Source organism: Antarctobacter sp., from assembly GCF_965277915.1.
Classification (GTDB): Bacteria; Pseudomonadota; Alphaproteobacteria; order Rhodobacterales; family Rhodobacteraceae; genus Antarctobacter.
On sequence record NZ_OZ255849.1, the window covers coordinates 2,326,012 to 2,338,707 of the forward strand.

General features: G+C 67.2%; 11 protein-coding genes. 3 read left to right on the forward strand and 8 right to left on the reverse strand.

Annotation, left to right across the window (positions count from 1 at the left end):
* Positions 1 to 24: 24 nt before the first annotated feature.
* The gene (locus ACQY5B_RS12175; protein WP_420325077.1) at positions 25 to 903 is read right to left on the reverse strand and encodes a LysR family transcriptional regulator; all 879 of its coding nucleotides are present in this window, start codon (positions 901 to 903) and stop codon (positions 25 to 27) included.
* 97 nt (positions 904 to 1,000) lie between these two features.
* Here ACQY5B_RS12175 and ACQY5B_RS12180 point away from each other — a divergent pair, with 97 nt between their 5' ends.
* Genes ACQY5B_RS12180 through ACQY5B_RS12190 form a run of 3 tightly spaced genes read left to right on the forward strand, consistent with a single transcriptional unit; the run spans position 1,001 to position 3,298 of the window.
* Entirely contained in the window at positions 1,001 to 1,747 is a 747-nt protein-coding gene (locus ACQY5B_RS12180) for a BtpA/SgcQ family protein (protein WP_428400347.1), read from the forward strand.
* Positions 1,744 to 2,385, forward strand: a complete 642-nt coding sequence (locus tag ACQY5B_RS12185) for a phosphoribosyltransferase family protein (RefSeq protein WP_420325075.1) — start codon at positions 1,744 to 1,746, stop codon at positions 2,383 to 2,385. Before ACQY5B_RS12180 ends, ACQY5B_RS12185 begins: the two co-directional genes overlap by 4 nt.
* 46 nt (positions 2,386 to 2,431) lie before the next feature.
* Positions 2,432 to 3,298 carry a polysaccharide deacetylase family protein gene (locus tag ACQY5B_RS12190; RefSeq protein ID WP_420325074.1) on the forward strand — a complete coding sequence of 289 codons (867 nt, stop codon included), beginning with the start codon at positions 2,432 to 2,434 and terminating at the stop codon, positions 3,296 to 3,298.
* Here the strand turns inward: ACQY5B_RS12190 and ACQY5B_RS12195 are convergent.
* The 7 genes from ACQY5B_RS12195 to ACQY5B_RS12225 are packed head-to-tail and all read right to left on the reverse strand — an operon-like array spanning position 3,295 to position 12,562.
* Positions 3,295 to 4,713 carry an AMP-binding protein gene (locus ACQY5B_RS12195; RefSeq protein ID WP_420325073.1) on the reverse strand — a complete coding sequence of 473 codons (1,419 nt, stop codon included), beginning with the start codon at positions 4,711 to 4,713 and terminating at the stop codon, positions 3,295 to 3,297. The two genes, ACQY5B_RS12190 and ACQY5B_RS12195, sit on opposite strands and share 4 nt — an antisense overlap.
* On the reverse strand, positions 4,706 to 5,554 hold the full coding sequence (locus ACQY5B_RS12200; RefSeq protein ID WP_420325072.1) for a hypothetical protein: 849 nt from the start codon (positions 5,552 to 5,554) through the stop codon (positions 4,706 to 4,708). Before ACQY5B_RS12200 ends, ACQY5B_RS12195 begins: the two co-directional genes overlap by 8 nt.
* Positions 5,551 to 6,879, reverse strand: a complete 1,329-nt coding sequence (locus tag ACQY5B_RS12205; RefSeq protein WP_420325071.1) for a hypothetical protein — start codon at positions 6,877 to 6,879, stop codon at positions 5,551 to 5,553. Before ACQY5B_RS12205 ends, ACQY5B_RS12200 begins: the two co-directional genes overlap by 4 nt.
* The gene (locus ACQY5B_RS12210) at positions 6,876 to 7,967 is read right to left on the reverse strand and encodes a BtaA family protein (protein ID WP_420325070.1); all 1,092 of its coding nucleotides are present in this window, start codon (positions 7,965 to 7,967) and stop codon (positions 6,876 to 6,878) included. Before ACQY5B_RS12210 ends, ACQY5B_RS12205 begins: the two co-directional genes overlap by 4 nt.
* Entirely contained in the window at positions 7,960 to 10,404 is a 2,445-nt protein-coding gene (locus ACQY5B_RS12215) for a PEP/pyruvate-binding domain-containing protein (protein WP_420325069.1), read from the reverse strand. The genes ACQY5B_RS12210 and ACQY5B_RS12215 overlap by 8 nt, the downstream gene beginning before the upstream one ends.
* Entirely contained in the window at positions 10,401 to 11,306 is a 906-nt protein-coding gene (locus ACQY5B_RS12220) for a UbiA family prenyltransferase (RefSeq protein WP_420325068.1), read from the reverse strand. Before ACQY5B_RS12220 ends, ACQY5B_RS12215 begins: the two co-directional genes overlap by 4 nt.
* Positions 11,303 to 12,562 carry a hydroxymethylglutaryl-CoA reductase gene (locus ACQY5B_RS12225; RefSeq protein ID WP_420325067.1) on the reverse strand — a complete coding sequence of 420 codons (1,260 nt, stop codon included), beginning with the start codon at positions 12,560 to 12,562 and terminating at the stop codon, positions 11,303 to 11,305. Before ACQY5B_RS12225 ends, ACQY5B_RS12220 begins: the two co-directional genes overlap by 4 nt.
* Positions 12,563 to 12,696: the final 134 nt, after the last annotated feature.

Consider the following 12,696-nt stretch of genomic DNA (forward strand, 5'->3'; position numbering starts at 1 on the left):
TTGGTATGGTCGCATTAGGAGTGCTTATGTTTTGGCCGCTGATCGCGATCCCTGGATATGTTCAAGCAGGTGCTGCGCCAGCCCGTGCCCGGCCCCGCTGAGCGCCGCATGTTTGTAGAACAGACCGATGCGCAGGGGCGCCAACTGGGGAAAACCCTCGTCCGGGCGGCCGACCCGCATCCCCGGCAGCAATGTCGCGGGGGTCAGTGCCGTAGCCCCCAGCCCGGCGCGCACCGCCGTCTGCAAACCGGCCACGTCCCGGGACAGCAGCACCGTGCGCCAGCTGCGCCCGGCAAGACGCAGCGCATCGCGCATCCGGCTGGCATATTCGCAGGGCTCCGGGTGACAGAGGATCGGCAAGGGCGCCCTGAGGTCCGGGTGGAAACTGTCCTTGACCGCCCAAAAGGGGTCGACCAGCGCGCTTTCGACGAGGTAGGACACATCGCCCTCGGGCACCACGGCCACGGTGATATCCAACGTATCGGCGGCAAGTGCCGTGCGCAGTCCGCTGGACAACAGGCTTTCGATCTCGATGTTGACCTCGGGATGTGTCACCGCAAAATCCGCAATCGCCTCCAACAGAAAGCTATGAGCGAAGTCCGTCGGCACGCCGACACGGATGCGCCCCGACAGCGACCGATCTCCGAAATGCGCCACGATATCGTCGTTCAGCCGCAGCATCTGGCGCGCATAGGGTCCCAGCGCCACGCCCGCATCCGTCAGCGCAAACTGCCGTCCGGCGGTACGGATCAACTTGGTCTGCAAAAGCTCCTCCAGCCGCCGGATCTGCAGGCTGATGGCGGGTTGAGTTCGCCCCAGCGCCTGCGCAGCCCGGGTAAAGCCGCCAAGGTCGACGACGGTGACGAAACTGCGAAGAAGGTCGGTCGGGATGTTGGTGGCCATGCGCACATAGGCCAACCTTATGCAGACATTAGGATTATAGATTTTTCATATGCCGGGCGGTTTCATAGCTTCTGTCTGAAATACGGGAGATGATGGCATGACCTGCCCAGATTTTAGACAGTTGCTAACCGGACCGGGCCCCATCGTGACCCCCGTCATCCACGTCCTGGACCGTGACCAGGCGCTGGCGAACATCGACATTGCACTGAACGCGGGCTGTCCCGGGGTCTTTCTGATCAACCATGATTTCCCGATGGCGCCCTTTCTGCCAATCCTCAGGCAGATCAGGGCCGCGCGCCCCGGGGCCTGGCTGGGCGTCAACTTCCTGGACCAACCCGGCGACCTGGCATTTCCAGCGCTGGCGCAACTCGCGCGCGAGGGTGCCGAGTTTCAGGCCTACTGGGCAGACGATGCGCGGATCGACGAAACCGCGCAGGATCAGGCAGCGGCCGCGCGCATCGCCCGCATCCGCGCCGACAGTGGCTGGAAAGGCCTGTATTTCGGCGGCGTCGCCTTCAAGAAACAGCGCCCGGTGCCACCGGAGATGCATGCCACCGCCGCCCGGATCGCCGCGCGCTACATGGACGTGGTGACCACCTCCGGCATCGCCACCGGGCAAGAGGCCGACCTGTCCAAGATCCAGACCTTCCGCAGCGTGCTGGGAACTGCCCCCTTGGCGCTGGCCTCCGGCATCACGCCGGACAACGCCCCTCGCTACCGCGCTGCGGTGAACTGCTTCCTTGTCGCCACCGGCATCAACCTGCCGGGCGATTTCTACAACATCGACCCGGCGCGCCTCGCGGCGCTGCTCTCTGTCACCCGCATCCACGGAGCAAGCTCATGACCCATTCCCAAGGCCCCCGCGACAACCGGTGGTATCTCTCGCTGATGTCCCCCAATACCAAGGGGCCACAGTTTGCCTGGCTGGACCCAACCTCGATCTACATCAACTCCAAGGCCTTCGGCGATCTTCTGGACGATCTCTGCGCCGACCTGGATCCGGGACAGATCGACGTGGTGGCAGGGCTGGACGCGATGGGCTTTGTGCTGGGCGCGGCGCTGGCGGCGCGGCTGGGGCGCGGCTTTCTTCCGATCCGAAAGGCGGGCAAGCTCTGCGTCGAAACCGACAGCGTCAGCTACGGCAACTATTCGGGCCGCACCCAGAACATGGAGATGCGTACCCCCGCATTCGCGCGTGGCACGCGGGTCCTGCTGGTCGATCAATGGATCGAGACCGGAGGCACGATGGACGGCGCGATCCGCCTGGTCGAACGGCAACAGGGCGTGATCGCTGGCCTTGTCGCCATTGCCGTCGAAGAAAACGACAGAACCGCCGGCTTCCGCGAGATCTACAGCGTGACCAGCGCGGTGCTGCCCGGCACCTCTTGGCAGGCGGACTGCAATGCGCAATCGCTGGGCAGTTTCGCCCGCTACGCCCCGCCACGCACCTTTCCCACCGCCGGGCGCAGCCCTGCCCCTTGATCCGCCGCCCGGGCCGGTCGCAGGCTGCGCGCAAAAAGGACCCGACATGTTGTTGCACCCCCTGCCCTGGCCCGATGGCAAGCGCCTTGCCGCGGCGATCACCTTTGACATCGACGCCGACAGCCTGATCCGCAACGCCCGCCCCGACGACGGGCACCTGCGGCTGGCGCCGGTCAGCATGGGTCGCTACGGGCCGACCGTTGCCGTGCCCCGCATCTTGGACACCTACCGGCGACTGGGTCTGCGGCAGACCTTCTTCATCCCGGCATGGGTGATGGAAACATACCCCGCAACAGTCGAAATGATCCTGAAGGACGGCCATGAGATCGGGCATCACTCTTGGCGGCACGAAGACCCGATGGGGCATTCCGACGCGCGCGAGGCCGAATTGTTCGGGCGCGCGATGGAGGTCCACCAGCGTCTGACAGGGATGAAACCGCGCGGCTATCGCGCCCCGGTCTACAACGCGACGCCCGGTGTGATCGCCCGGCTGATCGCCGAGGGGTTTCTCTACGACAGTTCGCTCATGGCGGACGAGATGCCCTACCTGCTGCGGGCGCCCGCAGGCGAGCTGATCGAATTGCCGCCGCATTGGGGCAACGATGACTGGCCGCCCTTTGCCCATTTCGAGGAGATCGGATATCTGATGCCGGTGCGCGCGCCCACGGACGGCATCCGCGCCTTTGTCGAAGAATACGAGGCCGCGCGCGAGGTTGGCGGATTCTGGATGCCGGTTCTGCACCCGTTCCTGACCGGACGGCTGGCCCGCTGGCAGGTCCTGGAACGCTGGCTGGAGGACGTGCTGACACAGGGCGAGGCTTGGTTTGCCCCGCTTGAAGAGATCGCGCGTCACGCCGCCCATCACCGGTCCGACCTCCGGGTTGACGAGGTGCCCGGCCCGGCTGATGACTAGCGGCTCACCAGCCTGCGCAGTTCCGTGTAGTCGACCTTGGACCGGTGCCGCCGATCCAGCGGGATGGCCTCAACCCGACGCGCATCGGCCAGACCCAGCGCGCGGGCCTTGGCGGCGCACTCCACAGGGTCCGCCGTGCCCTCGTAGACCAGCAGCGGCCCGCCATCGCCGGAAAGCAGGGCGGCGCGGGAAACGCCGGGCCAGCTTTCGGCGGCCAATTCGACCGCAAAGGGATAGAGCGGCCCGTCGCGCCCCTGCGCAACCCCATCGCTCCGCCCCAGAAGCCAGAGCCGCCCCTGCCCGTCCAGCCGCCCGGCATCGCCGGTCCGGTGCCAGACCGTCGCGCCCTCGCGGATCTTGGTGCCGGTTTCCTGCGACGGGTCCAGGTAGTGCGCGTTGACATGTGCGCCGGCCACCTGGATCTCATCCGCCACGATGCGCACCTGCGTCCCCGGGACCGGCGCCCCGGTCAGCAGCCCGGCGCCCTCGGCCATCGCGGCGCGATCCTCTGCGCCGACATCGGTCCAGTCCAGTTCGGCAATCGGCTCTGCCTCTGTCGAGCCGTAGACAGAAACCACCCGCAGCCCAGGAGCGGCGTTCTGCAAACGGTCCACAAGCGCAGGTTTGACCGGACCGCCGCCGGTAAAGACGCTGTGCAGCGCCTTGGGGATCTCCGCCCCCACCAATGTCGCGCACAGCGCGGGCGGCAGCAGGGCCCGGGTGGCTCCCGTCTGCCGGATCCAGCCCGACAGTGCCTTGGGGGTGACCTTTTCGGGACGGGTCAGTTTCCAGTCGGGCAGCACAGTTGGGCGCCCCTCGGCCAGGTTGACCAGCGCAAAGACGGGAAAGGCGACAAGATCGGTTTCCGCGTGATCGGTGGCCAGCACCTGACGCACCGCCTGAAACTGCGCAGTCAGAAAGCCGTGGCTGCGCGGGATCGCCTTGGGCGCGCCGGTAGACCCGGAGGTAAAGGATATCAGGGCTGGGTCGTCCGGGGTGAGGTCCACCGCCGGCACCTGCCCCCGGTCCGAGCGCGCGGGCGCCAGCCGCGGACAACCCCAAAGCGCAGGCAGCAGGCCGATCAGCCGATAGAGACCGCTGGCCAGAAGAACTTTCGGCGCTGTCACCGCCACGGCGTGGCGCAGCCCCCGAAGGCCCATCGCCGGTTCCGGAAAGACGGCCACCGCCCCCAGCCGCCAGCACCCGGCCAAAGCGACGTATAGATCGACGCCGACGGGCATGGCGATCAGCACCCGGTCGCCCTTGCCCAGACCGCGCGCGGCGCAGGTTGCGGCGAAACCGCTGGCGCGGCGCTCCAGTTCGGCAAAGCTGACGCGCTCTGCCGGAGTGATCAGCGCGGTACGGTCGCCCTGTTCCGCCGCGACCCGGGAAAAGCGCCGCGCGAGGTCAGTCATCCAGAACACGGCCCATCAGCGCGTAGCGGCGAAAGACCTCTCCGCCGTGACGGCGGCTGCGATCGGCCGAGGCGTTGTTCTCATGTATCAGCGCATGGATCACCTGCGCATAGCCCAGTTCGCGCGCCCCGACGTGAAAGGCATGCGCAAGGTGATGACCCAGCCCGTGTCGCAGGCTGGCATAGGTCTTCAGGATCACCGTGTCGGGATTGGCCCCATGTCCATAGTTCGGAATCCCGAACAGATAGCCTACTAGCGCCCCGGTATCCTCGTCGCGGGCGGTAAAGATCAGCTCGGGCTTCAGCAGCGGCACAAAGGGCGTATAGAGCGCCAGGAAGGCCTCCAGCCCGATCGGTTGATAAAAGGCGTTGCCGGCAAAGGCGCGGGTCGACAGCCCGTGAACCTCGGCGAAATGTGCCTCGGCCGCGCTGCCGTCCCAATTCGCAATCTTGATGCCGGGAATGGGAACGGGGGCCGGGCCGATGCCCGCCTCCGGCGCCACGCGGGCCGAGACATAGCGCGAGAGCGGGCTGAAACCGGCGGCCTCAAAGGCCGCGAGGTCATGCGGACCGCTCTGCGGTTCCATCAGGAAAGGCGGGGTGCCATCGCTTTCGGTCACAAGGCGGTAGCTGTGCCAGGTGTCCCCGCTCATCGGTCCCAGGACGCGGTTTTTGCCCTTGGCCCTGACCTCGTCGCAGATCGACCGCAGCAGCGCGGCGCCAGCCTCGGCACTGTCGCACCTGAACTCGCCGATGGTGGCGGTTGGCGCGCCCTCCCACTCCGGCCCTTCAGGATACAGGTTGGCGCGCGCACCGGCGCCCTCGCGCAGTTGTTTCGTCATGCCCCCGCTCCCCCGTTCAGCAGGCAGTTGCCGCCATAAAGACACAGCGCAGGCAGCGCCCCAAGCACGGTGATCCGGATTTCCGCGCCACGTTGGAACAGCCCGGGCCAGACTTGCGGCAAGAGACCCGCCAGCAGGATCAGTGCCGCCGCCTGCACCTCCTGCCCCGCGTGCCAGGCCATGCTGGCGGCGTTCAGGTCCCCAAGCAGGACCCAGAGCAGCCAGAGCGTGACGCAGGCCGCCAATGCCGCGCCCAGACGAATTGGACGCGTCATTTCCGGAAGGCCCTGTGACACCAGCCCGGCGGCAATCGCGGCGCAACCGATGCCATAAAAGCTGATCCCACTGGCGCCGCAGGGCACGTCGATGGCAAGAAAGGCAAAGCTGACCGCCGCAAGCCCTGTCACCACGTTCAGCGCGCCCCGATCGGTCCCGTCTTCTCTTTGCCGGGCAGAAAGCAGCGCGTGCCCCAGCAGCACCAGCCCCGGCAGGACCGCGTTCCAGACGTGCACGGCGCAAAGGATCATGAACAATGCCACCGCGTGGATCCGGGCGATCTGCCCCGAGGCTCCGGCAGCCCGGCTGATCCCGTAGGCCAGCGGCATGGCCAAGGCCGCCGCCACCAGCCGCGGCATCCCGCCCGTGTCCGGCCAGCCGTAGAAATTGACAAGAAACAGGTAGACGCCCATCGGCAGGAACAGGTTGTCCAGTCCGGCCCAACTGTCCGCCTCGATCACCGTGGCGAAGACCGCGATGCAGAAAGCGGCAAGGATCAGTTCACCGCGCCCCATGTCGGTCAGAAGCAGCAGGCAGAACATGGAAAGGATCAGCGTGACCAGCAGGAACATGGTGCTGCCCTCGACGCTCTTGCGGCCATCGGGCGTCAGGTAGAAGGTGCGGCCATAGGCGCTGCCCGCCAGCGCGGCGGCGGCATCGCCAAGCGCAACCACGGAGAGCGGCAGGACATAAAGCACCGGGTGCGCGCCTTGCAGCAGGAACAACAGACCCACCGAGACGACCAGCAGCACGTCGCCCCAGGACTTGCGCGCGACCGAATGCAGCGCCCGGCCCGGCCCCGCCAGCAGCGGGGTCCGCATGGCCACCATCGCCACCAGGGCCAGCCCCAGAACCAGCCAGACCGGCCAATCGTCCACGAACAGCCAGGGCAATGGAATGGCCAGCCCCGAGGCAAGGACATGCACGATCTTGCGCGCCAGCTCCGGGTGCCATTCGCCCCGGCGCGCCACGCGCGACAGGACCGACATGATGCCCAGAAGGCCCATGATCAGCCCCAACGCCAGTGCCAATTGCCAGAGGATACTCATCCGACCTCTTCGACCACGAAATCGGAATAGAAAAAGGCCATGTCCTGCGCCTTCAACCGGGATTCAAGATCGTTCAGCGGCGTGACGCGATTGGCCAGCGCGGGCGGCACGCGGCGCGGCGCCATCATGTTCCAGTAAACCAGGCGCGCCCCGGGCCGCGCCATGTCCAGAAAGGTGCCATAGACCTGCGCGGCCAGCTCGGGCGACATGTACTCAAAGATGTCGGACAGGTAGAACCCCGCAACGCCGTCAAGGTTCAACTCTTCTGCCGTGCCCTGCACCGGCTGGATCCGGTCCAGTCGTGACCGGATGACCTCATAGGCCTCTGCCCGCCAGGGCAAGGGCAGCGCGGTGCCGTGGCAGCGTTTCATGATCCAGTGCAGATAGGGATTCTGCGCCGGGTCCGTGTCGACGCCCGCGTGACGCAGGCGGGAAAAGACATGGTCTGCCACGCTGCCCCGGACATGTTCGAAAAAGGCCGGATCGCGGCCCAGCATCCCCATGGCCGCGCGCGAAAAGAACACGCGCACCAACAGCCGCCAGCGCCAGGTGTTGAACCGGCTGTCGAAAAAGACCTCGCGCGCGGCACGGTCACGGGGCTGGAAAATCGCGTCGATGGTCGCGCGACTGTGCACCAAAGGCAGCAGGTAGCGCGAAAACATGCGGAAATAGCCCTCGAACTTGCCCAAACCGCCCGCGCCATGAGCCTCGACCTGCGGTGTCAGCGCGGTCCAGAAGGCGCGCGTGTGGTCCGGCGCATCGGACAAGGCCCGGGCCAGCAACATGGCCCGCCGGGTGCTGTGGCGTGCGCCCATCAGTTCCAGGAATTCTGCGTGGGTCAGGGCCTTGTAGGCGCCCAGGCGCAGGTTCAGGCATTCGATCTGGGCCGGCGAAATATCGACGGCAAAGACCCGCGCCGGATCGTTCAGAAGCAGCGCCAGCGCATTGTCACCCGAGGAACAGACCGCCACCAGATCGCCTCCTGACACGTCCCCCATCGCCTGTGTCAGGACATCGGCGTCCTCCCAGGCCTGGGCATAACGGATGCCCTCGAACGAGGCGCGCTGGTCGATTCCCCTGTCATCCATCGCGTTTCCTGACCTCTCCGGTGCCGCCATCCACCTCGATCAGGTCACCGGTCCGCAACCATCGGGTTGCGTCACGGATGCCCACGACGCAGGGAATGCCCATCTCGCGCGAAACGATGGCCGAATGCGACAAGAGCGAACCACGTTCCACGACGATCGCCGCCGCGCCAGCGAACAGCGCGATCCATCCCGGATCCGTGTTCGACGCCACCAGGATCTCTCCCGGTTCCAGCATTTCGCGGCGCGGATCGCGCACGACACGGGCCCGCCCGGTGATCTTGCCCTTGGAACAGCCCGTCCCGGTGCGCCCATCGCCACCCTCGGTTTCCGGGGACGCCACCGGTGCAGGACGATAGGCGCCCACGGGTCCGCGCAGTTCGATCCGTTCGGGAGGTGCGGGCCGGTTCTCGCTGGCCTCTGCCTCACCCTTGCGCATGACGGCGAGGGCACGCAGGTCGTCGCCCGGCGCATTGCCCTCGATGGTGCCCATGACCTCGGGCACGGTCAGGAACAGCACGTCGCGCGGTGCGTCCAGCAGACCTCGGGCGTGGAACTCGCGCCCCATCGCCAGGAAACAGCGCCGCGCCAAGGCAAAGATGCGCGTGCGTTCAAACCGCAGGTTCTCGCGGTCGCGCACGCGGGCGGCAGACCAGCTTGTCAGGGCGCGCGCCACGGCACGGCGCAGTGGCTGGCCCGGGAAAAGCCTGTGCCAGTCAGGGGCGCTGCGGCGGGCCTGCGGTTCATCGGACCGGCGGGCGGCATTGGCAATTGCGGCCAGCAGCGGCGCGGGGGCTTCCGACAGCGGCAGGCTTTCGAGCTTCAGCTCCTCTGTGCAGCGATCCCCGAACTCGTCAAGGTAGGCAGTAACGGCGGCGTCCAGGTCGGGAAAATCCCTCAGCGCAGGCCGCCCCTGCCCCAGCGCCTCTTGGGCGCCCGGCGTTTCGCGCGCCATGCGGCCCATCGCGGCGATGCGCCGGGCGGGTTCAGCCGAGACAATCCCGCCCTGTCCGATCATGACGTCGTTGTGGAAACTCTCGCCTGCCTCCCCGGCCCATCGTTTCAACAGCGCACGCGAGGCGCCGAACCCCATCATGCAGAGAAAATCGTTGACCAAAGGCGCGTCCCAGCGATCCAGCAACCGGCCTTCGATCCGGCGGTAGAGCGCGGCGAGCTGGGTCAGGTTGGCGCCATCGGTGTCGGCCCCCTCGTCCAGCGCGGATTGCAGCCGCGCCAGGAAATGGCGGCGGGTCCGGCCCAGCCGCATGGCTTCGAATACCAGGCCACTCGCAACGCGCCCCAGCGCCAAGAGCGCCGACACCTTTTGCCAACCGCGCGCCGGGTCCGGGGCCAGCCTGTCCGTGAGTTCTGCGGGCAGCGGTTCCTCGACGCCCATCATGGTTTCCATGTAACCCCGGTTGAGCGAGAATGCGGGCAAGAGCGCCAGCGCGCGATACCAGTTTCCCAAGTTGTAGTAGACCCGCCCGTCGATGCGGGTCAGCAGGTTGTCGAAGACGGCGGCATGTTCGGCGATCTGCGCCTCGGACAGGCCCAGCAGGCGGACAAAGGCGCGGTAGACGCGGTTGTAGCAATAGGCGGCAAAACTGTAGGTCAGCGGGCTGACGAGGCCGGGATAGCTCTCGACGATGTTGGAATTGTCCAGGACCACCAGCGCCGCGTCCGGCCTGGGCGCGGGGCGCAGATCGGTGGTGATCGGACGGGATTGCAGCAGGTGCAGCCGCGCGCCATCGTAGGCCCATTCGATGTCCTGCGGGGCACCAAACGCCGCCTCGGCACGGCGGGCAAGACTGGCGACCTCTGTGACCTCTTGCGGCGTCAGGACCTCGGGCGGCTCCGGCGCATCGACGACGCCATCGGGTGAGACGGTCCAGCTTTCGCCGTCCACCTCTCCGCCGACCAGCGCGTCGGCCAGTCCTTCTACCGCGGACACAACGCAAAGATCCCGCCGCCCGCTGACCGGGTCGGCGGAAAAGGCAACCCCGGCTGTCCGCGCCGCTATCATGCACTGCACCAGGACCGCCGGAAGGCCGCTATCGCCCACACCACGGTCGGCCTGGTAGCGCGCGACATGCTCTGCCTCGCCCGAGGCGCGCACCTGCGCCGCCGCCGCCGCGATCCCGCAGGCGGGAACATTCAGAACGGTGTCGAACTGTCCGGCATGGCTGGCCTCGGCCCCGTCCTCGGCGCGCGCCGAGGACCGCACCGCAAAAGGCCCCGGCCCAAGCGCGGCCAACGCGTCTGGCAACGCGCCGGTGACGGTCTCAGCCAAGTCTGTGCCATGATCGGTGAAGGCATCGTCGGCCAGGACAAGGAACCCGGGGACGTCAAAACCCGCCGCTTTCAGACGGGACAAGGCGGCGGCCTTGCCGCCCACCTCTTGCGGGTCCAGCGCCCTGTCCGCCGGGATCACCCCCTTCATGTCCCGCCCCCCAGCGCCAGCGGCAGCCCCGCGGCCCCTGCGTAGCAGACCAGCACCCAGAGCCCCGCAGCCGCGTCCAGCCGCGCCTGCGTGGCTGGGGACGGGCTGCGCGCAAAGGCGAAACTGACATAGGCCGCCCCTGCCAGCCCCAGGCCCGCCAGCGCGACGAAGGGCCAGAACAGCCCCATCACGGCGCCCAACACGACCAGCAGTACCGCCGCCAATGCCACCAGCGCCAGCCAGATGCGCGCGCTGCGCTCGGCCCCCCAGAGCGACGAATAGCTCTCGACCCCTTCGCGCTCGGCCTCGGGCGCCCATGTCTTGCGCCCGATCTCCAGCACGCAACCGTTGACGAAGGACAGCGCAAGGAACAGCCAGAGGCCGGGCGCCGGACCGCCCTGCCCACGCCACTCGATCCCGGTCAGCATCAAATCCATGATCGGCATGATCGCCATGTGGCTGAGAAGGTAGATCAGCACATGCGCGCGCAGCCACTCCGGCGCGCCGAATTCCACCGTCATCAGGGTCAGCCAAAGCCAGCACAGCAGCAGCAGCCAGACCACACCGGCCCCCGCCGCCACGATCAGGCCAAGCGGGATCACCCCCACCGCCAGCCAGAGCACGGACCGCAACCGCACCAACCCGCGCGGAACGGGTCGTTCCGGACGGTAAAGCCGGTCAATCTCGCGGTCCTTCCATTCGTCTGCCGCGCGCATCTGGAAAAACAGGATCATGGCCAGCAGGAACCCGGCGCCATAGCTGCCCAGCCCCGGCAAGGGACGCCCGGACAACAGGGCCGAAACCGTGATGCTGGCTGCGGAGAACACCGCCAGCAGCGGCACGGTCTTGGCCAGCGGAAATCGCTCTTTCTGGTAGATCAGGGCACGTTCCAAGGGACTCATCTGAGGCGCGCCAACTTTTCATGAGCCGAGGCGAAAGTGCCCGAGGCCATGGCCGCGACGATGGAAATCTCGCCACAGAGACAGGTGGCGGCAACCACCTCGGCCAGGGCCTCGCCGTGGCCCGCGCCGCGCAACCCCATGAGATCCAGACAAGCGGCCTGCGCCGGCATTCCCGTGCCACCGCCCACGGTGCCCACAAGGATCGACGGCATGGTGACGGAACAGAACAGCCCCTCTTTGCGGCGCTCCATCCGGGTATATCCAACGGCGCTTTCGGCGACACAGGCGGCGTCCTGGCCGGTGGCGATATAGACGGCGGCCAGGCCGTTGGCAAAATGCGCCTGCGCCCCGAACTGTCCCGAGAGGAGCGCGCCCAGGTTCGCCACCCGGCCATAATCCAGCATGGCATCCATCGTCGTGCCCAGCGTGGATTCCACAACCTCCCGAGGCAGCACGACAGAGGCGCTCACCTTCCGCCCACGCCCGGTGATCATGCCCAGGCCCGAGGCCTTCTTGTCACCCGAGAAATTGCCCTCGACATACCAGTTGCGCGGCTGGATCGGGCAATGAGCGGTGACATGCCGGCAGAGCGCCTCGGTGGCGATCGTCACCATGTTCTGTCCGGCGGCATCGCCCGTCGTGTAGCGGCAAAGCAGGAAGACCACGTTGTTGTCGATCACCGGCTCCAGAGAGACCAGCCGCCCGTGCCGGGTGGTGTCCTCGGCCCGGGCCTTGAGGGCATCCGCCTCGGTCACCACCCAGTCGACGAATTGCCCCGCCTCCAGCAGCGTGTCGAACACGAAGGCCGGGCTGCGCAACACACCCTCGTACAGCACAGCCGTGCCGATCCCGCCGGCCTTGTTCGCCGCCCGCGCCCCCCGCCCGTAAGAGGCGACCAGCGCGGCCTCCGACGTGGCCATCGGCACGGGATAGTCTCCGGCCGCGTTGACCCCGTTGATGCGCAAGGGTCCGATGACCCCCACCGGCAGCGACACGGTCCCGATCATGTTCTCGATATTGGCGGAATAGCGCGGCAGGTCCGCCTGGGTCTGCGCATCAAGGAGACAGGCGGCGCTGTCCGCATCCAGATCCAAGTCACGGTGCAGGCGCGCGACCGTGTCGGCGGTCACGCGCGGAGACATCCGCAATGAACGGCTGCCCTCTGGCCGGGGGGCCATGTCGGGCAGCGTACCCGTCCCGGCAATCCGCTGACGCACCCGGCGCAGCATTTCGGAGACGTGAAAAGGGACAATCATGCAAGGACTTCCGCAAGATGGGCCGGCCGCAATTCCGGAGACCGGGCATCACGGGAGAATTCGGTCGCGATTGTCGGCGGTCCTTGCCGTGTTTACAACTCGTTAGATGGGCTTGTGCCGAAATTCAGGGCGCA

Excerpts from the sequence above, each read along its gene's own strand:
- ACQY5B_RS12175 (WP_420325077.1), bottom strand. The coding sequence starts at position 903 with ATGGCCACCAACATCCCGACCGACCTTCTTCGCAGTTTCGTCACCGTC.
- ACQY5B_RS12180 (WP_428400347.1), top strand. The coding sequence starts at position 1,001 with ATGACCTGCCCAGATTTTAGACAGTTGCTAACCGGACCGGGCCCCATC.
- ACQY5B_RS12185 (WP_420325075.1), top strand. The coding sequence starts at position 1,744 with ATGACCCATTCCCAAGGCCCCCGCGACAACCGGTGGTATCTCTCGCTG.
- ACQY5B_RS12190 (WP_420325074.1), top strand. The coding sequence starts at position 2,432 with ATGTTGTTGCACCCCCTGCCCTGGCCCGATGGCAAGCGCCTTGCCGCG.
- ACQY5B_RS12195 (WP_420325073.1), bottom strand. The coding sequence starts at position 4,713 with ATGACTGACCTCGCGCGGCGCTTTTCCCGGGTCGCGGCGGAACAGGGC.
- ACQY5B_RS12200 (WP_420325072.1), bottom strand. The coding sequence starts at position 5,554 with ATGACGAAACAACTGCGCGAGGGCGCCGGTGCGCGCGCCAACCTGTAT.
- ACQY5B_RS12205 (WP_420325071.1), bottom strand. The coding sequence starts at position 6,879 with ATGAGTATCCTCTGGCAATTGGCACTGGCGTTGGGGCTGATCATGGGC.
- ACQY5B_RS12210 (WP_420325070.1), bottom strand. The coding sequence starts at position 7,967 with ATGGATGACAGGGGAATCGACCAGCGCGCCTCGTTCGAGGGCATCCGT.
- ACQY5B_RS12215 (WP_420325069.1), bottom strand. The coding sequence starts at position 10,404 with ATGAAGGGGGTGATCCCGGCGGACAGGGCGCTGGACCCGCAAGAGGTG.
- ACQY5B_RS12220 (WP_420325068.1), bottom strand. The coding sequence starts at position 11,306 with ATGAGTCCCTTGGAACGTGCCCTGATCTACCAGAAAGAGCGATTTCCG.
- ACQY5B_RS12225 (WP_420325067.1), bottom strand. The coding sequence starts at position 12,562 with ATGATTGTCCCTTTTCACGTCTCCGAAATGCTGCGCCGGGTGCGTCAG.